Origin of the sequence: Flagellimonas profundi, from assembly GCF_017313275.1 — a bacterium.
Classification (GTDB): Bacteria; Bacteroidota; Bacteroidia; order Flavobacteriales; family Flavobacteriaceae; genus Flagellimonas; species Flagellimonas profundi.
Window position 1 is genome coordinate 1,312,915 of the sequence record NZ_JAFLNM010000001.1, and the last position, 25,688, is coordinate 1,338,602.

Here is a 25,688-nt window from a genome sequence, read left to right on the forward strand (position 1 = left end):
TAATGAACCTATTCAACTTGAAAAACCGTACCTATTTAGTAGTGATGCTTCTTTTATGGGGGTGTACAGAGCAAATCTCCGAAAAAGAGTCGGTTTCCAATCCTAAGGTAGATTCTATTCAAGAACTGATCAATGTTGCCCAAACGGCCAAGGAACTACCGTTACAGGACAGAAAAGTATACTTGACGGATGCCGAAAAACTGACTGCGGAATTACCGAAGGACACCGTTCAGTTAAAACAACTTTCAGCAATTTCGCTTGCTTATAAAAGATTAGAGGATTCCCTAGCATTTAGGAGGACAAATGCATTGCTCTTGGAAATGTCGCAAGACTTGAAAGACAATACCATTCTAGGGTACTCACATTGGGACTTAGCTGGATTTTTCAATTCCCACGGGGTCACGGACAGTTCCTTTTACCATTATAAAAAAGCATTGCAAAATTTTGAGCAATTAGCTGTGGATTCCACATCAAAATCGCTCAGGGCTAGAATGTTTTATAGTATGGCCAGGGTACAGGATTCCTACAAAGACTATTTGGGCGGCGAAATCAGTGCCACAGCAGCCATTAAAATTTTTGATGAGCTGAAAGATAATTATCGGTTATATAATAGTTACTCTGCCCTTGGAATGTTGGCGAATGGCATGGGGGATAGTGAAAAAGCGCTAAAATCTTACGGAAAAGCGCGAGAGTATTTGGATAAATCCACAAGAAAAAACAAAGCTGATCTAATCCTGCAAAACCAAAATAACATTGCCAGTGTTTATTTGAACACCGAAAATTTTGATAAGGCCAAACAGGCTTACCAACAGCTACTTTCCAGTCCCAATTTAAAAGAGGAAAAACCGGAAACCTATGAAAAAGCATTGGGCAGTTTGGCCTTTTCCATTCTTAACGTGGATAACGACATAGAAAAAGCAAATGAGCTCCTGCAAGAGGCATTTGCATTCAATATCGAATCTGGTGATAAATATGATAGGGCCCGGATACACTACTATCAAGCCGAGGTTTTGGCGGCCCAAGGTGCCAGTGCACAAGCGATAGCACAGGCCAAAGAAGCCTACAGCATTGCGCGTGAAACCTACAACAACGATCGATCATTGGATGCCCTGAGATTACTGAACAGATTGGACCCTGCCCATTCACAATCGTATTTCGAGGAATATTTTCAATTAAATGAAGCCATCAAAGAGGAGGAGCGCACCAAACGCGACAAATTTGCCCGAATTCGAATGGAAACCGATGACATTATCGAAGAAAATCAAATCTTGGCCAAGGAAAAGCAAGTATGGATATATGCCGCAGTGCTCCTCGTTGTTTTTGGGTTAGGTTTTATGGTCATTGTTTCGCTTTATGTAAGCAATAATCAATTAAAATTTAAACAGCGTCAACAAGAAAGCAACCAAGAAATCTATAATTTGATGCTCTCGCAACAAGGAAAGCTGGAGGAAGGGAAACAGTTGGAGCAAAAACGTATTTCTGAAGAGCTACATGATGGTATTTTGGGAGAAATGTTGGGCATACGCCTGATTTTGAGTGGGCTTAACGAACGGGAGGACCAAGCTGCCATTGAACAACGGGCCTCGCTTATTGAAAAATTGCAGGGGGTTGAAGAAGAAATACGGACCATTTCCCATGAACTTAACCATGCCTCCTATGAAAAATTCCATAATTTTATAGTATCGTTGGAAGATATGATCGATGGTATTGAAAAATCTTCCGGGATATCTTGTTCCTTTATCTACGACAATAAAATACCGTGGGACAATTTACTCGGGGACATTAAGATCAATGCTTACAGGATTATTCAAGAATCCTTGAAAAACTGTGTGAAGCACGCAAAAAGTAAAAATGTATCCATTTCATTTACCGTAGTGGACGATATGTTAAAACTTACCATTGAAGACGATGGTGTTGGATTTAATATCGATAGGAAAAAGAAAGGAATCGGTCTTAGAAATATAATTTCCAGGGTGAAAAAGATCAAAGGAAAGTTGGACATTGATAGTAAACCAGGAAAAGGAACTGAGATTAAAGTAATGATACCAGCCAAATACATGGAATTGGGTATCGCCGAGAAAATAAATGCACTAAATGCCTAAATCCCCCATTAAAAAAGATAAAACCTACAATGAAAACACTGAGAATACTGGCAATCGATGATCACGAAATGACAATGTTAGGGTATAAGTTTATACTCGAAGGCATCGAATTTGAAGGATACAATATAATTGTTGATACAGCCACCTCATATGATACTGGAAAAAAACTGATCGAGGATTCCGTAAATTCTTTTCAGTACGATATCTTGTTCTTGGATGTTCAATTGTTTGCTCCAAATGAGGAACAACCATACACCGGTGAGGACTTGGGCATACTGGCCCGCAAGATCGTACCCGAAAGCAAAATAGTTTTTATGTCTTCTTTTAGCGACAATTTTCGAATCAACAGTATTCTAAAATCCGTGGATCCCGATGGATATTTGGTAAAGACCGACATAGACCCCAAAACGCTTGAAGATGCCGTAAAAACCATAATGTTGGATCCGCCGTATTATTCATCCAAGGCGTTGGGCGCCATTAGAAAGAAAATGGCCAACGACATTGAAATTGATGAAAAGGACAAACAGATTCTCTACCACCTTTCCAAGGGAACCAAAAACAAGGATCTGGAAAAATTCATTAGGCTCTCCCCCTCCTCCATTGAAAATAGGAAGCGCCACTTAAAAACATTGTTCGGCACTGAGAACGAAAATGATTTAGCCTTGATTTTGGCGGCAAAAAACAGAGGTTTTATTTAATGGCCCAAGCTTAAAAAAGGTAAGCGGATACCATTTGTGGTTGGTTTAAGTTTAAAATCACCAAAAAATCCTACAAACAAGGGGAAAACCCCAGAATTTTTAAGGATTATCTGCAATCCTATGCAAAAGATTCATTCTAATTTTATGTTGAAAGAAAATTGGAATTCAATCAACATGCCGTTCCCTAACAAATTCAACAATAAAAACAACGCTCAAGGTGCAAAAACTTACGAGGCCGCAGAGGGCTTGGATGATTTTTTAAAAGTCTTGGAAAAATACTTTTTTGCGAACGCCAAACTTCGTTGCAAGCAAAATAGGGTTGAAGGAAAGCTGGATTTGGTGATTGACCTACATTTTAATTTCGGCATAACAGATTGCCTGAGACATTTTAACAATGGTGATTGGGTCAATTATTCTTTATCGGAAGAAAGCAGCTTCGACATGTCCCTTGTAGTAAGTGGAGCATTAAAACAATTAAATGAACAAAGTGCCTACCCAGCGGATATCATGGAAATATCCTTGCATTTTTTGGATACCTCCATTATTATAACAAGACTTTATCCATACAGCATTCCTGAACAAATCAGTGCTATTTTAACCACCATTGGTAAGCACTTTATATACTTCACCAAAGGATTGACCGAAATGCCATATGAAGTTTTTGTCCCTGTTTTTGAAGACACCTCCATAAATAGCGGCGACTGCAAAGAATGCAACTACTTTGACTATTGGGGCTTATACTTTGACAAAAAACAAGAGCACGAAGCCCTTATTTACTCTCTTGGTAAAAAGAAACTTTATGAAGAGGGTATTTCCCTATACGAATAAACTCCTGTAGCAAATACTAAACACTGAACAAAGGTCGCGATTTCATTAAGTCGTTGACCTTTTGTTTTATCTCGGCTACCTTTTTCTCGTTCTCCGCATCGGTAATGATCTCATCTATAAAGCCTACAACGGTTTCCATATCGGCTTCCTTAAGACCTCTTGTGGTAATGGCCGAAGTTCCAAAGCGTATTCCAGAGGTGATAAATGGGGATTTATCATCGAACGGAACCATATTTTTATTGGCAGTAATAGCCGCGTGCTCCAATACTTTTTCTGCATCTTTGCCCGTAATACCTTTGTTTCTAAGGTCTATCAGCATCATGTGGTTGTCAGTTCCTCCAGAAATTACTTTGTAATCCTTGTCCATGAAAGCTTTGGCCATAGCGGCAGCATTTTTCTTTACTTGGACCATGTAGTGCAAAAATTCATCGGAGAGTGCTTCACCAAAGGCAATGGCCTTGGCAGCGATTATGTGCTCCAATGGACCTCCTTGGTTACCTGGGAATACCGCCAAATCCAAAAGACCCGACATTTTTCTCAAGTTTCCATTTTTTAGTTTGATACCAAATGGATTTTCAAAGTTTTCGCCCATCAAAATAAGGCCTCCACGCGGTCCACGTAGGGTTTTGTGGGTTGTAGTGGTAACAATGTGGCAATGTGGGATTGGATCGCTCAAAATACCTTTCGCAATCAATCCTGCGGGGTGGGATATGTCCGCCAATAAAATGGCTCCGACACTATCGGCGATTTCACGGAAACGTTTAAAATCCATATCCCTGGAATAGGCAGAGGCGCCGGCAATAATCAATTTGGGCTTTTCCTTGTCGGCGATTTCCTGGATTTTGTCATAATTCAACAAACCAGTTTCCTCATCAACACCATAAAAAACGGGGTTGTACAACTTCCCTGAGAAATTAACGGGCGAACCATGGGTCAAATGCCCTCCGTGGGACAAATCGAAACCTAAAATAGTATCTCCTGGGTTAAGGCAAGCATGGTAAACGGACGCATTGGCCTGAGAGCCCGAGTGAGGCTGAACGTTCGCATAAACAGCACCGAACAATTCCTTGGCGCGGTCTATGGCCAACTGTTCCACTTGGTCCACCACTTCGCAACCACCATAATAGCGCTTTCCAGGGTATCCCTCGGCATATTTGTTTGTAAGTACGGATCCAGCGGCTTCCATTACCTGTGGACTTACAAAGTTTTCGGAAGCTATCAGTTCAATACCTTCCAACTGTCTTTCTTTCTCTTGCGCTATAAGTTCAAAAATTTTCTGGTCTCGTTGCATGTTGCCCATTGTTTAATTAAGGGCGTAAAATTACGAATTGAAAGGGGATTTCCATCTATTAAAATGCGATTGGGACCTAATTTTATCAAACGACAATTAACAATTTTCAAAAAAAATGGAATGAGGCCAAAGACCACTGTTTTCAAAGCTTTTTATAAAAAATATACTACCGTGCGTCCTTTTTCGTTAATAGGATGAGGATTTTTGGCACAGCTATTGAATCCCCCTAAACAACCATAAAGTTGACCAGTATGAAAAAAGTTTTACTCTTAACCACGATTATAGTTTTAAGCGCTTGTAGTGGCGTAAAGAAAACTCAGGAGGCCCTGAATACCGGTAATTATTCCGCGGCTATGAACAAGGCCATTAAAAACTTGGCCGAGAACAAGACCAAAAAAGGACATCAGGAATATATTATTTTATTGGAAGAAGCATTTGCCAAAAACACGGCAAGGGAACAGCAGGAAATTGCTTTTCTCCAAAATGATGGTAACCCGGCCAACTTGGAGACCATCTACAACAAGTATTTGCAATTAAAGCAGATTCAACAACGGATCAGACCGTTATTGCCCCTCTACATTGAAGACGAAGGAAGAACGGCTGAATTCAGTTTTGTGAACTACGACAACAGAATTTTGAACACCAAGGACGACCTTTCCGAGCACTTGTACCAAAATGCTTTGGATTTATTGGCTTCTGCGAAATACAAAACCGATTACAGAACCGCTTACGAAGATTTAAAGTATTTGCAGGAGATAAATCCAGGATATAGGGAAACCGTCGCCAAAATGGATGAAGCCTACAATAAAGGATTGGAGTTCGTGAGAGTCGATATCGCAAACCAGACCCAACAGATCATTCCTGAGCGTTTGGAAACTGAACTTTTGGATTTTAATGCTTTCGGTATTGATAATTTCTGGTTGCAATACCATACCAATCCTTTGGAAAACGTAAAATATGATTATGCCATGAATCTGGATTTCATGGAGATCAATGTGTCCCCTGAGCGTATCAACGAAACACAGGTTATTAAAGAAAGACAAATCAAAGATGGATGGCAATACCTTTTGGATGCTGATGGAAATGTGGTAAAGGATAGCTTGGGCAACAAAATTAAAGTTGACAAAATGCGAACAGTTACTTGTAAATTGTTCCAGTTTACACAAACCAAAAGTGCCCAAATCGGAGCAAAGATCAGCTTTACGGATCTTAGAAGCGGGCAGGAAATCAACTCCTATCCCCTATCCAGCGAATTTATCTTTGAGCATATTTTCGCCAATTATCAAGGTGATAAAAGGGCTTTGGAAGACGATTTAATGCTATACTTGAACGCTAGGGAAGTTCCATTCCCTTCTAACGAGCAAATGGTCTACGATGCAGGGGAGGACCTAAAATTACGCCTCAAGAGCATTGTCTCACAATATCAGTTCAATTAATAAAAAGCCCCGTTGATCCGGGGCTTTCGTTTTATAAAAACTTTGTAAGGTCCGTATCCGAAATGGCTCCGTGCGAAGTGTGAAAAACCACCTCTCCGTTTTTAACAACCAATAATTGAGGTGACTCATGCCTAACTCCGAACGTATCCTCAATTGCGTTGGACACATCCCTATGGCGCTGTATCGTTAAAAAATACAGGTCTATATCCAAATCCGTATCATAAGACTCGGTAAACATGTTCAATACCATTCTGCTTATACCACACGTGCTGGAGTGCTTGTAGATCACCTGAGGTTTGTTTTTTGAATTTTCGGCAATCGCTTCCAATTGATCTATAGACTCCAATTGGATCCACGGTAATGCTTTCTTTTCCTTTTTTGTTTTCTCCTTCTTTCCGAAGACGCTGTCAAATATTCCCATAATGCAAATTTATGGGATAAGTCGTGAGTGAACAAAAAGCTTACAGCTGACTAAATGTCTTGTATTTAAAGGGTTTATCGGACATTTTGACGGTACAGGCGCATTGGTAAGGTTGTTGACATTATAGAAAAAAACAACGACTATGAACTTTAATAATTTTACAATAAAATCACAGGAAGCCATTCAGAGGGCCCAACAATTGGCCCAAGAATTTGGGCATCAACAGATCGAGAACGAACACCTGTTCAAGGCCATTGCCGAAGTCGATGAAAACGTGCTGCCTTTCATATTGAAAAAATTGAACGTCAACACCAACCTCATCAACCAAATATTGGACAAGGAACTCCAAAGCTTTTCAAAAGTATCGGGAGGAGAAATAATGCTTTCCAGGGAAGCAAGTAAAACAGTGAACGAAGCAAGTATCATTGCCAAAAATATGGGCGATGAATATGTTTCCGTTGAGCACTTGCTATTGGCCATTTTTAAATCTAAAAGTAAGATCGCGCAAATCCTAAAAGATCAAGGTGTGGCCGAAAAAGATTTGAAAGCTGCCATACAGGAACTTCGCAAGGGCGGTAAGGTCACTTCACAAAGTGCGGAGGAGACTTACAATTCCTTGGACAAATACGCGAACAACCTTAACCAACTGGCCGACAGTGGGAAATTGGACCCCGTAATCGGTAGGGACGAGGAAATCCGAAGAGTCTTGCAGATTTTATCCAGACGTACCAAGAACAACCCTATGTTGGTAGGTGAGCCCGGTGTGGGTAAAACTGCCATTGCCGAAGGTTTGGCCCACCGGATTATTCAGGGCGATGTGCCCGAAAACCTTAAGGATAAGGTCATTTATTCTTTGGATATGGGTGCACTTATAGCGGGTGCCAAATATAAAGGTGAGTTCGAGGAGCGTTTAAAAGCGGTAATTAAAGAAGTAACCTCATCCGATGGGAACATTGTTCTCTTTATTGATGAGATTCACACCTTGGTAGGTGCAGGTGGCGGACAAGGTGCCATGGATGCCGCAAACATCCTGAAACCTGCTTTGGCCCGTGGCGAATTGAGAGCCATAGGTGCCACCACGTTGGACGAATACCAAAAATATTTCGAAAAAGACAAGGCCTTGGAGCGTAGGTTCCAAAAGGTCATGGTGGACGAGCCCGATACCGAGAGTGCCATTTCCATCCTAAGGGGAATCAAAGAAAAATATGAGGCACACCACAAGGTCCGTATCAAGGATGATGCGGTAATCGGTGCCGTGGAGCTATCACAACGCTACATTACCAACAGGTTCCTGCCCGATAAGGCCATCGACCTTATGGACGAGGCCGCTTCCAAACTTCGCATGGAAATCAACTCCAAACCCGAGGAATTGGATGTGATGGACAGAAAGATAATGCAGCTGGAAATTGAGATAGAAGCCATTAAAAGAGAAAATGATCAGGCCAAATTAAAAACCTTGAATTTGGATCTCGCCAACCTTAAAGAAGAGCGCAATGAAATCTTTGCCAAGTGGGAGAGTGAAAAAGCCGTGGTGGACAACATCCAAAAAACAAAAGAGGATATTGAAAATTACAAGGTCGAGGCAGAACGCGCCGAGCGAAATGGCGATTACGGAAAAGTAGCGGAATTGCGATATGGTAAAATCAAGGAATCCCAAGAAAGACTGGATAAACTTCAAGAGGAATTAGCGGAACAACAATCTGCGGGCACCTTGATCAAAGAGGAAGTAACCTATGAGGATATTGCCGAAGTAGTTGCCAAGTGGACTGGTATTCCCGTGAACAAGATGATGCAGAGTGAACGGGAAAAACTTTTGAAACTGGAAGATGTACTGCACAAACGAGTAGTGGGCCAAGATGAGGCGATCATTGCCGTTTCCGATGCCATTCGAAGAAGCAGGGCCGGATTACAGGATGCCAAGAAACCGATAGGTTCCTTCCTTTTTCTAGGTACAACCGGTGTAGGTAAGACCGAGTTGGCAAAAACCTTGGCCGCCTATCTGTTCGATGATGAAAATGCCATCACACGGATAGATATGAGCGAATACCAAGAGCGTCACTCGGTGAGTAGATTGGTAGGTGCACCTCCAGGATATGTGGGTTACGATGAAGGTGGACAGTTGACAGAAGCCGTAAGGCGCAAACCCTATTCCGTAATCTTGTTGGATGAGATTGAAAAAGCACACCCGGATACCTTCAACATCCTATTGCAGGTCTTGGATGAAGGTAGGTTGACCGATAACAAAGGTCGTGTGGCGGATTTCAAGAACTCCATCATTATTATGACCAGTAATATGGGCAGCCATATTATTCAAGAGAAGTTTGAGGATGCAGTGGACGTGGAAAGTGCTTCAGAGGCCGCAAGAGTCGAAGTCTTGGGATTGCTCCGCAAAACCATTAGACCGGAGTTCCTTAACCGTATTGATGATATTATCATGTTCACTCCGTTGAGTAAATCGGACATTAAGGATATTGTGAGACTCCAATTGGATAACTTGAAGAAAATGTTGACCAAGCAGAACATCACCTTGGATGCGACCGAAGAAGCTGTAGCTTATTTGACTGAAAAAGGATATGATCCCCAGTACGGTGCACGACCCGTAAAACGATTGATTCAAAAAGAGGTCTTGAACAACCTCTCCAAAGAATTGTTGTCAGGAAAAATAACCGCAGACAGTATTGTACTCTTGGATTCTTTCGATGATGAATTAGTGTTCAGAAATCAGAATGAATTGGTGGAATAACATCAAATCACTTTAGAAACAAGCCCTTACTGTGTTAAAGTAAGGGCTTTTGTTTTGAAAAATACCATACAGTATCTAATTTTTTATATCTTAGTTTCCACCAATACCAACCATACTACAATGACTAAGAAAGCAGAAAGGACCACCGCTTATATCATTGAGACCGTGGCCCCTATTTTCAATAAATTCGGCTATGTAGGCACCAGCATGAGTGATTTGACCGAAGCCACAGGTCTAACCAAAGGTGCTATATATGGGAATTTTGAGAACAAAGAGGCATTGGCATTATCCGCATTTGAGCACAATCGCAATATTCTGTTGGAAGCGATTGACAATAAGTTGGAAATCGGTGTGGAAGCATTGGACAAACTATTCTCCATATTGAACTTTTATAAACAATATGATGTTTTCACGCTACCAATGGGAGGGTGTCCCCTATTAAATGTCGGGGTAGACGCCCAGGGCAACAACAAACTTTTGGCCGCTGCGGTTAAGGAAACCGTTAAAGAGATAGAAGGTAAAATTGCTCTTGTTTTGGAAAATGGAGCAAACAAAGAAGAAATTAAATTGCCGGTGTCGCCTTTGCAATTTGCGAAGCAATTTTTCACGATGATCCAAGGAGCCGTTGCCATGAGCACCATGACACAGGACCGAAAGTATTTGGTGAATACCATAACTTATTTGGAATACTTGGTGAAGCAAGAGCTTAAAAAGTAAGGCGAACTATCTTTTTTTATAGAATTAGAACCAATTGTCATTCCGACAGAGCCAAGCGACGAGGAAGCTCACATTGTTGAATTTAGAAAGAGGTTCTCACCATGTTCGAAATGACATAATACCCTGAATCAATTCCCTTTTACCCTGAATATCCAGGTATCACCACTATACTTTCCAAAAAACTTACTGTCTCAGGCCTTTCTGGCCTCGTCCATGCTATTGTATCGCTCCAAATACACATAATTGTACTTGTTGAAACTTCTGTAGAATGATTTGGGCTCCAAACCTTTTTCCCTGAGCGTCTTCATAAAATTATCAAAGTACTTTTTGGTGCCATAAACATTGGCTATCAAATAGAAGCCAGGCTCCAGGCCTTCTTCGTTTTCCACTTCCTCATAACGTTCATTGGGCTTTACTTCCACTTTTTGATTTTGAAGGCGATCAATGCTGTCCTTTTTTCGCTGCAGTTCCAACTGCTCTTTTGTTCTTTGCACTTCGGCCAAAGAATCCTTTTTTCGCTGCAGATCCAACTGTTCTTTCATTCTCTGCACTTCCGCCAAAGAATCCTTTTCGCGTTGAGCTTGCCTCCTTGCTTCAAGTTCTCTTTGCTCCTGCTCTAACCTTTGTTGCTCAATTTCCTCTTCAAGTTCATTCGATTCTTCATTTTTCTCTTCCTTCTCCCTGAATTTTGTTTTTCCAATGTGATAGGATGCAACAATTTCGATAGTGGGGTCTTCTTCACTTATTAAACTGTCCGTACCAAACTCCATAAGCCCTCCGATGGAAAATGTATTCGAGATAGTGACGCCTAATCCTCCCGAAACACCATAAAAACTATTGTATCCGCCCTGTACCCAAAATTTTGAAGTGGAGAACAAACCGTTCAATCCGAATTGGGTATCACCATTGGGAACCGATTTTACATAGGCTATGGGACGAAGGTAACTATCACCCAAACCTTCGGATAGCATCAAAGGAAAGTCGTTGCTCAGTGTTCCCGTAAAACTTTGGAAGCTTTCCATACTTTCACCATTATTTCCTGAAACGTTGAAACCAATGGCATTTTCCATGGCCAAACCCACACTAAACGTATTCACCGACAAACGTAATCCAGGTGAAAATTGGACCTTAAAGCCTTCAAAATCTTCCAATGCAACTGGGTCCAATACATCCCCTTGAACATATAGTTCATCGGCAACGGTCTGTTGGTAAGCAAAAGCGTTCAATCCAGCCATTAAACGTATACCGTCATCCAATTCAAAGGTTTGGGCAAAATTCAAATTTCCACCCGTGTAAAGAAACACTCCGGTGTTATGTTGTAAAAAACCGGCCGCTGCTACCGACCCACTATTTAGTTGATGGGTATAATTGGCAAAAATGGTCGTTGGATCACCATCTATGCTCTGCCATTGCCAACGGGTCCATACCGAAAGGGAATTCGGGTTGTTCCAATCCAAGGCATAGGTAGGATTGAACAGACTGGCATTGAATTGAGTAAGGGAATGCTGCCTAAAATCGGACGGCAATGTTGTTTCTTGCCCCCAAACCAAAGTGCATACTGTTAATGCAAACAAATAAACCAAAAACTTGGGCATACGAGAAAATGAAAATTAAACGTTACTTTTAAACTGATTAACAAAAACACACGGGAACTTTGAATAGAACTATGCGAACCATCAAACCTCTAATTGCCCTAGCAATTATACTCGTTGGAAGTATCGGCTGCAAAAAAGATACGAAATTTGCAGAAGATCCGGTTATTTCCACCTTCTATTTTATCAGACATGCAGAAAAAGATAGGACCGACCCTGAAAACCCAGACCCAGAATTAAATCAAGACGGACTGGACAGGGCCATCCGATGGGCAGAAGTATTTGACCCTATTCCCTTGGACATGGTTTATTCCACCAATTACGAGCGCACATCAATGACGGCAGCACCAACATCAATAAAAAAAGACATCGATATTGCGTACTATGATCCCCGATCTTTCGATATCGAAGAGTTTAAAATGGAGAACGAAGGTAAAAGTGTACTGGTTGTTGGCCATAGTAACACCACCCCAATGCTCGTAAATAAAATGATTGGTATGGAAAAGTACGATCAAATGGACGATACGGACAACAGCAGCCTATTTATCGTAAGAATAATTGATGGAGTCCCTACGGATATACGTCTAAAAATGGACTAAACATCTACTCCACCGCAATATTTTTGAGCTCAATTTTGCTTAAAAGCTCAAGTTCCCCTTTGTTATACAATTGACCGATTTCTAAGATGTCCGTGCCATCGTTTTTGGGCTTATAGTTTTCATAATCCACAAATCGAATGCCGTTGACGTAGCGTTCGTTATACGCTTTTCGGAAACGCTGTCCACCGCCATTTACATGAAAGTCATATGCTAGGTATTCTGGTTTAAACGACTCTATATCAAACCAATACAGATATGTATCCTCAAAATCATCTCCTCCGCCCTGTTGATCAAAAGTTACCTTTACTTTATAATATTCTTTGTTGTCGATGGTCTCCTTGCCCAAAAGTTCCTTGTTTACGGCACCATCGTTCAAACCGTACGGCAAGCGCACAAAATAATGTACGGAATTGACGGAGTTGGCATATTTGACGGCCATGGTATCATGAACCATGACCAAAGAATCGTTCATGTAACGTTCAAAATCATTTCCTCGCTTTACATCTGTAATGATTGTGGAGTCCAAATCCGATATTCGTTTAAAAACACGTTGACCATCAACGTTTTCTGAAACATAGCTCTTGTCCCTAAAATCAAAGGTTACCTTATGGTCATTGAACAGTTTTCCACCACTATCGGCAATGGAATTGTCCACAATTTCTTGTGTTGTCAGTTCTTTTTTCGGCTCTTGTTTGCATCCAATGGCAAAAACAAGCATCAGGGGAATTAAAAGTTTTCTCATGAGATTGTTTTGGTACTTATTCGTAAAATCTAGCATAACATTACAATTTTCTTGGCAAAGAGTTTATATTTTTGTCCACAATGCAGCAAAATATCAACATAAAAAATAAAAGAGCCCGATTTGATTACGAAATTTTGGACACCTACACCGCAGGAATTGTGCTGGGAGGTACCGAAATAAAATCGCTCCGATTGGGCAAGGCTTCCATTTCCCAAAGCTTTTGTGAGTTTAACGACAAAGGTGAGCTTTTTGTGGTCAATATGCAGATTGATGAATACAGCCATGCAAGTCATTTCAACCACGCCCCAAAAGCCACGCGTAAATTGCTTCTCAATAAGCGGGAATTAAAAAAGCTTCAAAAAGAGGTGGCAACAACGGGACTTACCATTGTTCCGCTCAAAGTTTTTATCAATGATAGAGGTCTGGCCAAAATGAACATTGGCCTGGCCAGGGGTAAAAAACTATATGATAAAAGGGAAACCATCAAAAGCAGGGACAACAAACGGAACCTTGACCGAATCAAAAAGAGTTTCAACAACTAGTTTTTATCCTCCAACAAGGGCACAAAGCGGAATGAGCCAAACTCTTTCTTTTCGAATTCCTTTTCGGACTTTCGCACGAATAAGGTCATAATTTGTTCGTCCGTCCCTACGGGAATCACCAACCTACCCCCTACTTTCAGCTGGGATAAAAGTGGTCTTGGCACTTCGGGCGCGCCAGCGGTTACTATGATACCATCAAAAGGAGCCTCCTCGGGCAAACCTTTGTAACCATCCCCAAAAATCATTTTTTTGGGTCGGTAATGCATTTTATTGAAGAACAATCGCGTGGTCTTGAACAGTTCCAATTGACGTTCAATGGTGTAAACCTTGGCGCGCAAATGCAACAAAACAGCAGTTTGATATCCACTGCCCGTGCCAATCTCCAAAATTTTGGCATTGGGTGCCACCTCCAACAACTCTGTTTGAAATGCAACGGTATATGGTTGGGAAATGGTTTGGTCCGCACCTATGGGAAACGCCTTGTCCTGATACGCATGATCTTCAAAACCACTATCCAAAAACAAGTGTCTTGGAATTGTTTTTATGGCTTCGAGCACCTTTTTGTCCGTAACACCCTTGGTGGCAACAATCTCCGCCAAGTTCTTGCGCATTCCCCTATGTTTGAGCGTATCCTTCATGGTCTGTGGTCTGGTGCCACGAATTTAAAAAGTTCCTAAAAATATCCGCTTAGTTCCACTCAAAAATTTATGGAAACTGGCTTCATATCCGTATTTTTGACAAAAACAGGTAATATGCTAAAAGTTGGTGTCCTGGGAGCGGGACATTTAGGAAAAATACACCTTAGGCTCTTAAACCAATCGGACAAATATGAACTTGTGGGGTTTTATGATCCCGATGAGATCAATGCCAAAAAAGTGGCCGCCGAATTTGGTTATACCCATTACGACAACATCAATAATTTGATAGATGCCGTGGACGTTGTCGACATTGTAACACCGACATTGTCTCATTTTGATTGTGCTAAAAAAGCCATTGAGAAAGGTAGGCACATCTTTATAGAAAAGCCTATTACCAACACGCTTGAAGAAGCGGAGCAATTATTGGAATTATCCAAAAAACATGGCGTAAAAGGCCAAGTTGGGCATGTGGAACGATTTAATCCCGCATTTTTGGCTGTAAAGGGCAAAATAGAAAACCCCATGTTCATCGAAACCCATCGACTTGCCGAATTCAATCCGCGCGGAACCGATGTTCCTGTAGTCTTGGATTTGATGATCCACGATATTGACGCCATTTTGAGCGTTGTTCCTTCAGAAGTTGAGAAAATCAACGCTAGCGGGGTCTCCGTCATCAGTCAATCCCCGGATATTGCCAATGCGCGCATTCAGTTCAAAAATGGCTGTGTCGCCAATTTGACCTCTAGCCGAATCTCTCTGAAAAACATGCGAAAGTCACGTTTCTTTCAGCGTGATGCCTATATTTCCGTTGACTTTTTGGAGAAAAAAGTGGAGGTGGTAAAAATGAAGGACGCTCCTGAAAACCCTGGAGATTTTGATATGATCCTTCAAAATGCCGAGGGCGAAAAAAAGCAGATCTATTTTGAAAACCCTGAAATAGATGTCAACAATGCCATATTGGACGAGTTGGAAACTTTTGCGGATGCCATCAACAACGACACCACCCCGATCGTAAGTTTGGAACAAGGCACAAATGCCCTGCGCGTGGCCCTTCAGATAATCGAGTCTTTTGAAAATTAATCGTCGTCATTATTCGACCTTGTTCGAATTGACAACAGTTGTAAATAACATACTATGGAACAAATAGCAGTGATTGGTGCTGGAACCATGGGGAACGGAATAGCCCATGTTTTTGCACAAAATGGATATAAGGTCAATTTGGTGGATGTTGCACAAGCATCCTTGGACAAGGGAATGGCCACAATTACCAAGAATTTGGACCGGATGATTGCCAAAGAGGCAATCGACGAGGCCAAAAAAGAGGCTACGCTCGGCAATATTTCCACCTACACGAATCTTAAAGATGGTGTATCGGATACGGATTTGGTTGTCGAGGCGGCAACAGAGAATTTAGACATCAAACTCAAGATTTTCAAGGACTTGGACGAGGCCTGCAAAGCAGAAACCATTTTGGCCACCAATACGTCCTCTATTTCCATCACGCAAATTGGTGCCGTCACCAATCGGCCGGAAAAAGTAATCGGAATGCACTTTATGAACCCTGTTCCGATCATGAAGCTAGTAGAGATCATTCGCGGTTACAGTACCTCGGACAAAGTAACGGAAACCATTATGGGGCTTTCCAAAAAATTGGGAAAAACCCCTACCGAGGTAAACGATTATCCTGGATTTGTGGCCAACCGCATTTTAATGCCAATGATCAACGAATCCATCGAAACCCTGTACAATGGCGTTGCCGGTGTTCAAGAAATCGACACCGTAATGAAATTGGGCATGGCACACCCCATGGGTCCGCTCCAATTGGCGGATTTTATCGGGTTGGATGTATGCCTTTCCATTTTAAATGTGATGTACGATGGGTTTAAAAACCCAAAATACGCCCCCTGCCCCCTGCTTGTAAATATGGTAATGGCAGGTAAATTGGGGGTAAAGTCAGGCGAAGGTTTTTACGATTATTCCGAATCCAGAAAAGCTGAAAACGTTTCCGAACAATTCAAATAAGATCTCATGGCCATTGTAAAACCTTTTAAGGCCATACGCCCAACAAAGGACAAAGCTTTTTTTGTAGCATCGCGCTCCTACGAGGAATATTCCAAAGAGGAACTGAAAGCGGTATTGCAGTACAACCCGTTCTCTTTCCTGCACATCATCAACCCAGGGTTCAAATTTGAAAAGAACATCAAAGGCAAGGAACGGTTTGGACTTGTTCACAATAGGTATTTGGAGTTTTTGGAGGAAAACATTTTTCAGAAAGATGATGAGCCCAGTTTTTATCTGTATCAAATTGAAAAAGATGACTTAAAGAGCTTGGGATTCTTTTGTGCCTGCAGTGTTGATGATTACAGGAGCAATGTCATTAAAAAACACGAGGACACCATACAGGACCGTGAGGAGCTTTTTGCGGACTACCTACATACCGTAGGTTTTAACGCAGAGCCTGTTTTAATGACCTATGAGGACAATGCCTTGGTGGATGAAATCTTTCAGCGTAAAATTGAACGAAAACCCGAATACGACTTCACTACAACGGATAGGGTGAACCATAAACTTTGGAAAATCTCGTATCCCGAAGGGATTGAAAAACTGGAAAAGGCCTTTGGGGAACTCGACACGCTCTATATTGCCGATGGACACCACCGCAGCGCATCATCCAGCTTATTAGCAGACCTAAAAACGTCCGAAAACGATAATCATACCGGAGAAGAGGCTTATAATTATTTTATGGCCTATCTGATTCCTGAATCACAGATGAGGATTTCTGAGTTCAATCGCATGGTCAAAGATTTGAACGGATATTCGAAAAAGGAGTTCTTGATTCAGTTGGACGCGCATTTCAGAATAGAGAAAAGGGAGGACGGACTGTGCAAACCATCCAAGAAACATGAATTCAGCATGTATTTGGAGGGAGAGTTCTACACCCTGCATTTCAGGAAAACCAATCATGAGTTTACCGATGCCCTGAGCAAATTGGACACCCAAATCCTGTACAAAACCATTTTAGAGCCTATTTTGGGCATCACAGACCTCAGGAACGATAAGCGTATTTGCTACGGCTATGGCAAAAACAACCTGATCCAAATGAAGGATTTGGTGGATTCTGGCAGTTATGCAGTAGGTTTCAGTCTGGTTCCCACGACAGTGGAAGAAATAAAGGCAATTGCCGATGCCGGTTTGGTAATGCCCCCAAAAAGCACGTATATTGAACCTAAGCTCCGTAGTGGGCTGGCTATTTATGAATTGTAATAAATGTCATACCTGCGAAAGCAGGACTCCAGAAATTTAAAAGATTCCGTATCAAATGCGGAATGACATCATTTTAAACTATGTCCATAAAAGATAATCTAAATACAATAAAATCCGAACTCCCCGAAGGGGTTACCCTGGTCGCCGTTTCCAAAACCAAGCCCAATAAGGATATTATGGAGGCTTACGAAGCAGGGCAACGGGTGTTTGGGGAAAACAAAGTACAGGAGATGGTCCAAAAGTGGGAAGATCTGCCCAAGGACATCGAATGGCACATGATAGGCCACGTGCAGCGAAACAAGGTTAAATATATGGCCGAATTTGTTTCTCTGATCCATGGTGTTGACAGTCCTCGCCTATTGAAGGAAATCAACAAGCAAGCAAAAAAGTACGATCGTGTAATTCCTTGTTTGCTTCAAATCCATATTGCTGAAGAGGACACCAAATTTGGTCTGGATCAAGCAGAACTGGACGAACTCATCGAGTCTGATGCATTTAAGGCCATGGAGCACATCAAAATTGTTGGTTTAATGGGCATGGCCACTTTTACGGATGACGAAGAACAGGTCCGTAAAGAGTTTGCTCAACTTAAATCCATGTTTGACGACCTTAAAACAAAACTGAACGACATTACCATCCTCTCCATGGGCATGAGCGGTGATTATAAGATAGCTATTGGGCAAGGCAGCAACATGGTACGGATCGGAAGCAGTATATTTGGGGCTAGAAACTATTCATAACCAGTAATTTCCATGTACGCGATACTCGACATTGAAAGCACAGGAGGAAAATACAATGAGGAAGGAATTACCGAAATCGCCATCCACAGGTTTGATGGGCACCGGGTCGTAGATAAATTCATCTGTTTGATCAATCCAGAAAGGGAAATCCAGCCCTTTGTGGTCAAACTCACGGGCATTAGCAATAAGATGTTGCGTTCGGCACCCAAATTTCACGAAGTGGCCAAACGCATTGTGGAGATTACCGAAGGTACCGTTTTGGTAGCGCACAATGCTCAGTTCGACTATCGTATTCTTAGAACCGAGTTTCGAAGATTGGGCTATGATTTTCAGCGAAAGACCCTTTGTACCGTAGATTTATCCAAACAACTCATTCCGGAGGCCGAATCACATAGCTTGGGAAAATTGGCGCGTTCCTTGGGCATTCCTATGAGCGATAGACATCGCGCCAATGGAGATGCACTTGCCACCTTGAAACTCTTCAAGTTGTTGTTGGACAAGGATTCGGATAAGAAAATCATTACCGAAGTTATCCGAGAAGAGACGCATGGCGAACTGTCCCCAAACCAATTGGATATGGTTTTCAGCCTCCCATCGGAAACCGGGGTGTACTATATGCACGATAAGGATGGTGAAATCATCTTTCTGGGAAAAACCAAGGACATTAAAAAAAGGGTGAACCAGCATTTTACGAATGTGGGCAAACTGGCACGCAAACTTCAAAAAGAAACCAAGAAAGTCACCTATGAAACCACGGGCAGCGAACTCATCGCCATTTTAAAGGCCTATGTAGAGCAAAAAAAGAACAAGCCTCGCCATAATCACGTTTCCAAAAGCAAACTCTTTACGCATACGATAGACTTTAACCAGAACGGAACCGAACATATTAAATTGGAGGTTGAAAAGAATCGGTCGCTGGAACACAAAAAAATGGCCTTCAATGGAACCGAAGCTGCCAAAAACTTTTTGGAGAAGTTATCTACAGAATTTGAACTTTGTCCATCCTCACTGGGAACAGAAAATAAATGCGTTCACGAGAAATCCGAACTAAATGCATCCAACTGTAATGAAAAAGTGCTGTCCGCTTTTGAGAAGTACAGTATTCGAGAAAAGAGCATTGCATTAACGGATCGAGGCAGGGAAACAGGCGAGCGTAGTTTTATTTTGATAAAAAACGGTAGGCTTCATGGGTTTGGTTATGTAGAACTCAACCATCAAATCAATAATATTCATATCTTAGAATCTATAATGACTCCCATGAGGAGTGATGAAAACACCACATTTATTGTTGAAACCTATCTGAGAAAAAACAATCGACTTAAAGCTATACCATTAACCTCCTGATCATTGAAAGACAACAAACCACTTCCCAAATGGAAAAATAAACTTCATGAAGTTATTTATGAAGCAGACACTCCATCGGGCAAGTTTTTTGACATCCTGCTTTTTATACTGATCATCATCAGTGTAATTTTGGTGATGTTGGAAAGTATTGATGATTTTGATGAGCATCACCACGATACGTTACTGAGCCTTGAATGGATAATTACTGTTTTCTTTACCCTAGAGTATATTGCACGGCTGATAAGCATAAAAAAGCCTTTAAAATATGTTTTCAGCTTTTACGGCATCATTGATTTTTTATCCACCATACCACTTTACCTATCATACATTTTAGCGGGCTCACAGGTTCTATTGGCCGTAAGGGCTTTTCGTTTGCTACGGATTTTCAGAATACTAAAGCTCGTTAAATTTATGGGCGAAGCCTCACAATTACAGTCAGCGTTAAAATCAAGTCGGGCCAAGATCGCCGTGTTTATTTATGTGGTTTTGATTTTATCCGTGATCCTGGGCACCATCATGTATATTGTAGAAGGTGATGAGTCCGGCTTTACAAGCATTCCTAAAAGTATTTATTGGACCATTGTAACCCTTACCACGGTAGGTTATGGCGATATTGCCCCTCAAACCAATCTAGGGCAGTTTTTGGCAACCGTGATCATGATTTTGGGTTACGGTATTATAGCAGTCCCCACCGGTATAGTTACGGCAGAATTTGCCCGAAACAAAAATAATAGCAATCACGAAGATGATGATGGTTTTATGGTGCATGTAAATACCCAGGCCTGTCCTAGTTGCGGAATAGAAGGCCATAGGGATGATGCCACACATTGCTTTAATTGCGGACACCCTTTATGAACACAAAAGTTTTGTTAGCCGTAGTAGGGCCCACAGCCATTGGAAAAACCTCGTTGGGCATTCAATTGGCCAAGCATTTTGATACAGAAATAATTTCTGCCGACTCCCGCCAGTTTTTTAAAGAGATGAAAATTGGTACTGCAGTACCTTCCAAAGAAGAGTTGAGCGAGGCCTCTCATCATTTTATTCAACATAAAAGTATTTTTGAACCCTACTCGGTCGGTGATTTTGAAAGGGAGGCCATCAATTTGTTGGATGATGTATTCCAGAAAAAAGATATCGTAGTTATGGTCGGGGGCAGTGGACTGTATGTTGATGCCGTTGTATCTGGATTGGACGATTTTCCAGAGGTTGACCCCAAAATACGGAAACAGCTCAATCAGCAACTGGAAGAAGAGGGCTTGGAACCTCTTCAAAAAGAACTCGAACAACGAGACCCCCAATATTATAAAACTGTTGACTTGGACAATCCGCATCGATTGATCAGGGCTCTAGAGGTATGTTTGTCGGCTGATAAACCTTACTCATCATATTTGAACCAGCCCAAAGCAGAACGACGGTTCAAAACCCTTTATATTGGCATTGACGCCCCCCGAGAAACGATTTACGAGCGGATAAATACCCGAGTGGACCTGATGATGGATGCAGGACTGCTGGAAGAAGCCAAAAAACTTTATCCCCATAAAGAACTGAATGCACTACAAACAGTTGGTTACAAAGAACTTTTTGAATATATTGAAGGTCATTGCACGTTGGATTTTGCCGTTTCTGAAATAAAGAAGAACACCAGGCGCTTCGCCAAACGGCAACTTACATGGTTGCGAAAAAATGATGCTATTTTGTGGGTACCCTACAATGCTGAACCAAAAGAGGTGCTCCAAATGGTTACAGACCGACTTAAAACCGACCTTTATGCCTAACGGTAAAACTGTGATTGTGGTTATGGGAGTCAGTGGTTCGGGTAAGACCGAAATTGGAAAACTGCTATCAAAAGAATTATCCCGACCTTTTTTCGATGGTGATGACTTTCATCCCAAAGCTAACATAAAAAAAATGCGTTCTGGCAATCCATTGAATGATGACGACCGGAAGGAATGGCTGATTCAACTTAACAAGCTTGCCGTGGAACATAAACATACGGGTGCCATCATTGCATGCTCTGCCCTAAAAAAAAATTATAGAAGCCTACTAAGGGCAGGCATGGGAAGTTGTTTGGCATTTGTATATCTAGACGGTTCCTTTGATTTGATAAAATCCAGGCTGGACGAGCGAAAAGGCCATTTTATGCCCATTGACTTATTAAAATCACAATTTGATACATTGGAACCTCCATCCAAAGCAATTAAAGTTTCCATAGATAAGACACCGGAAAAGATTGTCAAGGAAATTGTAAAACAACTCTAACACATCATGGAATTCAATCTGTTCATGGCAGTCATTATAGGAATTGCCATCCTGCTGTTTCTTATTCTAAAGTTACGAATACACGCTTTTATTGCCTTATTGATCGGTAGTATTGCTGTTGGACTCATTGCTGGTTTAGATGCAAACCAAATTATAAATACCATCCAAACGGGCATGGGTGGCACTCTGGGCTTTGTTGCCACAGTCGTGGGCTTGGGTGCTATTTTTGGCGGTATACTTGAAGCTTCCGGGGGAGCAAAGACCATTGCCAATTTTATGATATCCAAGTTTGGACTAAAAAGAGCTCCGTCTGCAATGGTAGTTTCGGGGTTTTTGATCGCCATTCCGGTTTTTTTTGATGTGGCTTTCATCATATTGGTGCCGATGATGTATGCCCTTCAACGTAAAACGGGAAAATCATTGTTGCTATATGCCATTCCCCTTTTGGCCGGATTGGCCATTACACATGCTTTTATACCCCCCACCCCCGGACCCATTGCGGTTGCCGATATTATCGGAGTGGATTTGGGTTGGGTTATTTTAATGGGGTTTATAGCTGGTATTCCAACGGCTTTGATTGCCGGGCTCTGGTTCGGAAAACGGATTTCAAAAAAGATTTTTGTTGCCGCTCCCGAAGAAATTGAAGAGGAAAATCACCCAGAGCTCCCTCCCATAGGTCAGACATTGTCGATCATTGGTTTGCCCATTGTACTGATCCTACTCAATACTATTGTCGCTGCCGGCACATTCGGAATCACCAATCCACTGGTTTTAAACACTATTGCCTTGATCGGGCATCCGTTTTCGGCCTTGATCATTGCCAATCTATTGGCGTGGTACTTTTTTGGATTACGCAAAGGGTTTACCAAAGATCAACTGCTGAAGATTTCAACGAAATCTTTGGCGCCGGCTGGTACCATTATCCTATTGACAGGTGCTGGCGGGGTTTTCAAGCAGGTTTTGACCGACACCGGTGCCGGTGAACTTTTAGCTACTTCTTTGAGCGATGCAGGTATCCCTATTTTAGCTTTTGCTTTTATCAGCGCAGCAATTGTACGTATCGTCCAGGGTTCTTCTACCGTTGCCATGATCACGGCTGCAGGACTGGTTTCCCCTTTATTGGCAAACACATCCCTTGCCCCTTTGGAATTGGCCTGCATGGTAATTGCCATTGCTTCTGGGGCCAGTATTTTTTCCCATGTCAATGATAGTGGTTTTTGGCTTGTTGGCCAATATTTAGGGATAACGGAGAAGCAAACATTTAAATCCTGGACCATAATGACCACTATTCTTGCATTTACCGGGGTCATCACTGTATCCATAGTCTACATTTTGGTATAAAAAAAACCACCCTAAAAGGTGGCTTTTTCAATTATTTTAAAATTGATAATTATTGCTCGTTTTCTGCTTTTACGACGAGCCTGAATCCTTCTCCATGAATGTTGAGGATTTCAACCAAGTCATCTTTCTTAAGATACTTTCTCAACTTGGCAATATATACATCCATACTTCTGGAAGTGAAGTAATTATCATCTCTCCAAATTTTGGTCAACGCCAATTCACGTGGCATCAGGTCGTTTTCGTGTAGCGCCAACAAGCGCAACAACTCGTTCTCCTTTGGTGACAGTTTTATCGGCTCTTCTTCTTTGTACTTTAAGAAACGTAGTTTTGAGTTCAAATGGAAATTTCCGATCTGGAATTCAAACTGCTTACTATCGGCCAAAGAACTTGATGCTTTTCTTTGAAGTATTGCCTTAAGCTTCATCAAAAGAACCTCGGAATCAAAAGGTTTGTTCAAATAATCATCCGCACCTGCCTTGTAGCCCTTAAGAACATCCTCTTTCATGGTCTTAGCGGTCAAAAATATAATCGGGACGTTTTCGTTCTTTTCACGGATTTCCTTTGCCAAGGTAAACCCATCCTTGTAAGGCATCATGACATCCAAGATACACACATCGTAGTTGTCTTTTTTGAACTTCTCAAATCCTTCCATTCCGTTTTTGGCCAGAACAACATCAAAGTCGTTCATGGTCAAATAATCCTTTAGGACAATTCCAAAATTCGGGTCATCCTCAACTAATAGTATCTTTTTTTTCTCTGTATCCATAGTTCGCTTTTTAAATTAAAGGGAGTTTTATGAAAAAAGTACTTCCTTTTGCTTTTTCGCTTTCCGCATAAACCTCACCCTGATGGTCGTCTATAATTCTTTTTACGTAGGCCAACCCTAATCCGTGCCCCTTAACGTTATGTATGTCCCCGGTATGTTCCCGGTAAAATTTTTCAAATACTTTTTTGAGCACTGCCTTGCTCATACCCGCACCTTGGTCCTCAACTCTTATAATGATGCTGTTTTTTACCACTTCGGTGTACACATCAATTTTAGGGGTCTCTGGCGAATACTTCACCGCATTGTCCAAAATGTTTACCACCACATTGGTCATGTGCATCTCATTGGCCAATACTTCTGATCGTTCAGCATCCAAGTGGGCATTTACATATCCTCCCCTGTCTTGAACAATCAGTTCAACATGGGCAATGGCATCTGTAATTATATCATGCATATTGACCCTGTCCTTGCTAATGTCCAACTGGTTTTTTTCCAGTTTTGATATTCTGAGTACATTTTCTACCTGGGCGTGCATTCTTTTGTTCTCATCACGAATCATACCCAAATACCTCAATACCTTTTCCTTATCCTCGATGGATTTAGGGTTTCGAATCGCTTCCACAGCTAAGTTTATTGTCGCTATCGGAGTTTTGAACTCGTGCGTCATATTGTTGATGAAATCGGACTTGATTTCAGAAATCCGTTTTTGTTTGATCAACTGATAGATAGCACTGGAATAGGCCAACATAATTACCAATGTGAAAACCAAAGACAATATTGCCATTCCCATTACCGACCCAAAAATATACCTCTTCATGCTTGGGAATGTTAGCAATAGTGAGAAATTGGATACTCCCTCACTGTCTTTGAAAATGGGGGATTTATAAATTTTAGAACCAGAAAACTTGAATTTCCTGGACCGGACCTTGGTCGGGTAACCTTGACTGTATACCCCATACTCATAGTCTATATCAATGTTTCTATTGCTTAACTCTTGACTAAGTAGCAGTTCCAACTCTTGTTTGGAAACCCTTTTATGTATGGGTTGGCTTTTGGCGTATTCCATAAATACATCTTCCCATGCCGCTATCTCTATTTTGTCCAGCTTTCCAATACTGGTCACTTTCTCGATAGGAGTTAAGCTGTAGCTTTGACCATCAAGCCCTGTTTCCCGCTTAAACACCTGCTTGGTTCTTCTACTTGTATAGTTCTTCAGCGTTGTGCTGTCCTCACCACCTAAAGTATTGTTAATATCAAAGAACGCTGAGGTTATATTGTAATCCTCTTCAAGAATCCCATGGGAATAAAAGAGAATTTCATCTGAATCCAAATCCCTTTCTACGAACATGAAATTTTTGAACTGAGCACTTTTAGGCTCGCCAACACTATCCGCAATAGAAGCCAAACGATCTGAGTACTCCTTCATCTCGCGCTTCTCTACCCTACTGGCTACTTTATCCAGTATGTCCGTAACTGTCCTTGAGAATTGTTCTTCTTTGTCATTTATTGAGGTTCGAATCCAATAAACTTGCACAAAAATTATCCCTAAAAGGGATAAGCTCATAAGAACAACCAGAAGAACGAATAGCTTCTTGTTCATTTTTGTAAAATTAAAAATTTAACAT

At 41.5% G+C, this 25,688-nt stretch carries 24 protein-coding genes; 17 read left to right on the forward strand and 7 right to left on the reverse strand.

What is annotated here, in order from left to right; translation table 11 throughout:
- Positions 1-2 precede the first annotated feature (2 nt).
- The 3 genes from J0654_RS06085 to J0654_RS06095 all read left to right on the forward strand — a co-directional run bounded on the left by J0654_RS06085 (position 3) and on the right by J0654_RS06095 (position 3,628).
- On the forward strand, positions 3-2,102 hold the full coding sequence (locus J0654_RS06085) for a tetratricopeptide repeat-containing sensor histidine kinase (RefSeq protein WP_207026760.1): 2,100 nt from the start codon (positions 3-5) through the stop codon (positions 2,100-2,102).
- 29 nt (positions 2,103-2,131) lie between these two features.
- Positions 2,132-2,800 (forward strand): response regulator transcription factor, encoded by a 669-nt coding sequence (locus J0654_RS06090; protein ID WP_207026761.1) that lies wholly within the window; start codon positions 2,132-2,134, stop codon positions 2,798-2,800.
- A gap of 120 nt (positions 2,801-2,920) precedes the next feature.
- The gene (locus J0654_RS06095; RefSeq protein WP_207026762.1) at positions 2,921-3,628 is read left to right on the forward strand and encodes a hypothetical protein; all 708 of its coding nucleotides are present in this window, start codon (positions 2,921-2,923) and stop codon (positions 3,626-3,628) included.
- A 16-nt stretch (positions 3,629-3,644) separates the two neighbouring features.
- On the opposite strand, the gene glyA is transcribed toward J0654_RS06095, so the two are convergent.
- The gene (gene glyA, locus J0654_RS06100; protein WP_313783336.1) at positions 3,645-4,919 is read right to left on the reverse strand and encodes a serine hydroxymethyltransferase; all 1,275 of its coding nucleotides are present in this window, start codon (positions 4,917-4,919) and stop codon (positions 3,645-3,647) included.
- A 251-nt stretch (positions 4,920-5,170) separates the two neighbouring features.
- Between glyA and J0654_RS06105 the strand changes: the two genes are divergently transcribed.
- Positions 5,171-6,355, forward strand: a complete 1,185-nt coding sequence (locus tag J0654_RS06105; RefSeq protein ID WP_207026764.1) for a hypothetical protein — start codon at positions 5,171-5,173, stop codon at positions 6,353-6,355.
- Between the two features lie 31 nt (positions 6,356-6,386).
- Here J0654_RS06105 and ytxJ read toward each other — a convergent pair whose 3' ends face one another.
- Positions 6,387-6,776 (reverse strand): bacillithiol system redox-active protein YtxJ, encoded by a 390-nt coding sequence (gene ytxJ, locus J0654_RS06110; RefSeq protein ID WP_207026765.1) that lies wholly within the window; start codon positions 6,774-6,776, stop codon positions 6,387-6,389.
- Positions 6,777-6,918: 142 nt separating this feature from the next.
- Here ytxJ and clpB point away from each other — a divergent pair, with 142 nt between their 5' ends.
- Together clpB and J0654_RS06120 are read left to right on the forward strand one after the other, a co-directional pair.
- Entirely contained in the window at positions 6,919-9,519 is a 2,601-nt protein-coding gene (gene clpB / locus J0654_RS06115; RefSeq protein WP_207026766.1) for an ATP-dependent chaperone ClpB, read from the forward strand.
- A 120-nt stretch (positions 9,520-9,639) separates the two neighbouring features.
- A complete protein-coding gene (locus J0654_RS06120) occupies positions 9,640-10,236 on the forward strand; it encodes a TetR/AcrR family transcriptional regulator (protein ID WP_207026767.1) in 597 nt (198 codons plus the stop codon).
- A gap of 191 nt (positions 10,237-10,427) precedes the next feature.
- On the opposite strand, the gene J0654_RS06125 is transcribed toward J0654_RS06120, so the two are convergent.
- On the reverse strand, positions 10,428-11,831 hold the full coding sequence (locus tag J0654_RS06125; RefSeq protein ID WP_207026768.1) for a PorP/SprF family type IX secretion system membrane protein: 1,404 nt from the start codon (positions 11,829-11,831) through the stop codon (positions 10,428-10,430).
- 71 nt (positions 11,832-11,902) lie between these two features.
- On the opposite strand from J0654_RS06125, the gene J0654_RS06130 reads away from it, so the two are divergent.
- On the forward strand, positions 11,903-12,427 hold the full coding sequence (locus J0654_RS06130) for a SixA phosphatase family protein (protein WP_207026769.1): 525 nt from the start codon (positions 11,903-11,905) through the stop codon (positions 12,425-12,427).
- A gap of 4 nt (positions 12,428-12,431) precedes the next feature.
- Here J0654_RS06130 and J0654_RS06135 read toward each other — a convergent pair whose 3' ends face one another.
- On the reverse strand, positions 12,432-13,169 hold the full coding sequence (locus tag J0654_RS06135; protein ID WP_237685894.1) for a DUF6503 family protein: 738 nt from the start codon (positions 13,167-13,169) through the stop codon (positions 12,432-12,434).
- An 80-nt stretch (positions 13,170-13,249) separates the two neighbouring features.
- On the opposite strand from J0654_RS06135, the gene smpB reads away from it, so the two are divergent.
- On the forward strand, positions 13,250-13,711 hold the full coding sequence (gene smpB, locus J0654_RS06140) for an SsrA-binding protein SmpB (protein WP_207026779.1): 462 nt from the start codon (positions 13,250-13,252) through the stop codon (positions 13,709-13,711).
- Here the strand turns inward: smpB and J0654_RS06145 are convergent.
- Positions 13,708-14,349 carry a protein-L-isoaspartate(D-aspartate) O-methyltransferase gene (locus J0654_RS06145; protein ID WP_207026782.1) on the reverse strand — a complete coding sequence of 214 codons (642 nt, stop codon included), beginning with the start codon at positions 14,347-14,349 and terminating at the stop codon, positions 13,708-13,710. The genes smpB and J0654_RS06145 overlap by 4 nt on opposite strands.
- 114 nt (positions 14,350-14,463) lie before the next feature.
- Here J0654_RS06145 and J0654_RS06150 point away from each other — a divergent pair, with 114 nt between their 5' ends.
- The 9 genes from J0654_RS06150 (at position 14,464) to J0654_RS06190 (ending at position 23,297) form a co-directional block, all read left to right on the forward strand.
- Positions 14,464-15,429, forward strand: a complete 966-nt coding sequence (locus tag J0654_RS06150; RefSeq protein ID WP_207026783.1) for a Gfo/Idh/MocA family protein — start codon at positions 14,464-14,466, stop codon at positions 15,427-15,429.
- A 54-nt stretch (positions 15,430-15,483) separates the two neighbouring features.
- Positions 15,484-16,371 (forward strand): 3-hydroxyacyl-CoA dehydrogenase family protein, encoded by an 888-nt coding sequence (locus tag J0654_RS06155; protein WP_207026785.1) that lies wholly within the window; start codon positions 15,484-15,486, stop codon positions 16,369-16,371.
- Between the two features lie 6 nt (positions 16,372-16,377).
- Positions 16,378-17,613: a DUF1015 domain-containing protein gene (locus J0654_RS06160; RefSeq protein WP_207026787.1), complete on the forward strand. Its 1,236-nt coding sequence runs from the start codon at positions 16,378-16,380 to the stop codon at positions 17,611-17,613.
- Between the two features lie 80 nt (positions 17,614-17,693).
- Positions 17,694-18,353, forward strand: coding sequence for a YggS family pyridoxal phosphate-dependent enzyme (locus J0654_RS06165; RefSeq protein ID WP_207026789.1), 660 nt, complete (start codon positions 17,694-17,696; stop codon positions 18,351-18,353).
- Between the two features lie 12 nt (positions 18,354-18,365).
- Complete coding sequence (locus tag J0654_RS06170; protein ID WP_207026791.1) at positions 18,366-19,697, forward strand: exonuclease domain-containing protein; 1,332 nt, start codon at positions 18,366-18,368, stop codon at positions 19,695-19,697.
- A gap of 3 nt (positions 19,698-19,700) precedes the next feature.
- Positions 19,701-20,552 (forward strand): ion transporter, encoded by an 852-nt coding sequence (locus tag J0654_RS06175; RefSeq protein WP_207026793.1) that lies wholly within the window; start codon positions 19,701-19,703, stop codon positions 20,550-20,552.
- On the forward strand, positions 20,549-21,472 hold the full coding sequence (gene miaA / locus J0654_RS06180; protein ID WP_207026794.1) for a tRNA (adenosine(37)-N6)-dimethylallyltransferase MiaA: 924 nt from the start codon (positions 20,549-20,551) through the stop codon (positions 21,470-21,472). The genes J0654_RS06175 and miaA overlap by 4 nt, the downstream gene beginning before the upstream one ends.
- Complete coding sequence (locus J0654_RS06185) at positions 21,465-21,956, forward strand: gluconokinase (RefSeq protein WP_207026795.1); 492 nt, start codon at positions 21,465-21,467, stop codon at positions 21,954-21,956. Before miaA ends, J0654_RS06185 begins: the two co-directional genes overlap by 8 nt.
- Before the next feature lie 6 nt (positions 21,957-21,962).
- Entirely contained in the window at positions 21,963-23,297 is a 1,335-nt protein-coding gene (locus tag J0654_RS06190; RefSeq protein ID WP_207026796.1) for a GntP family permease, read from the forward strand.
- Between the two features lie 49 nt (positions 23,298-23,346).
- Here J0654_RS06190 and J0654_RS06195 read toward each other — a convergent pair whose 3' ends face one another.
- Both J0654_RS06195 and J0654_RS06200 read right to left on the reverse strand, forming a co-directional pair.
- Complete coding sequence (locus J0654_RS06195) at positions 23,347-24,063, reverse strand: response regulator transcription factor (RefSeq protein ID WP_207026797.1); 717 nt, start codon at positions 24,061-24,063, stop codon at positions 23,347-23,349.
- 10 nt (positions 24,064-24,073) lie between these two features.
- Positions 24,074-25,663 (reverse strand): sensor histidine kinase, encoded by a 1,590-nt coding sequence (locus J0654_RS06200; protein ID WP_207026798.1) that lies wholly within the window; start codon positions 25,661-25,663, stop codon positions 24,074-24,076.
- Positions 25,664-25,688: the final 25 nt, after the last annotated feature.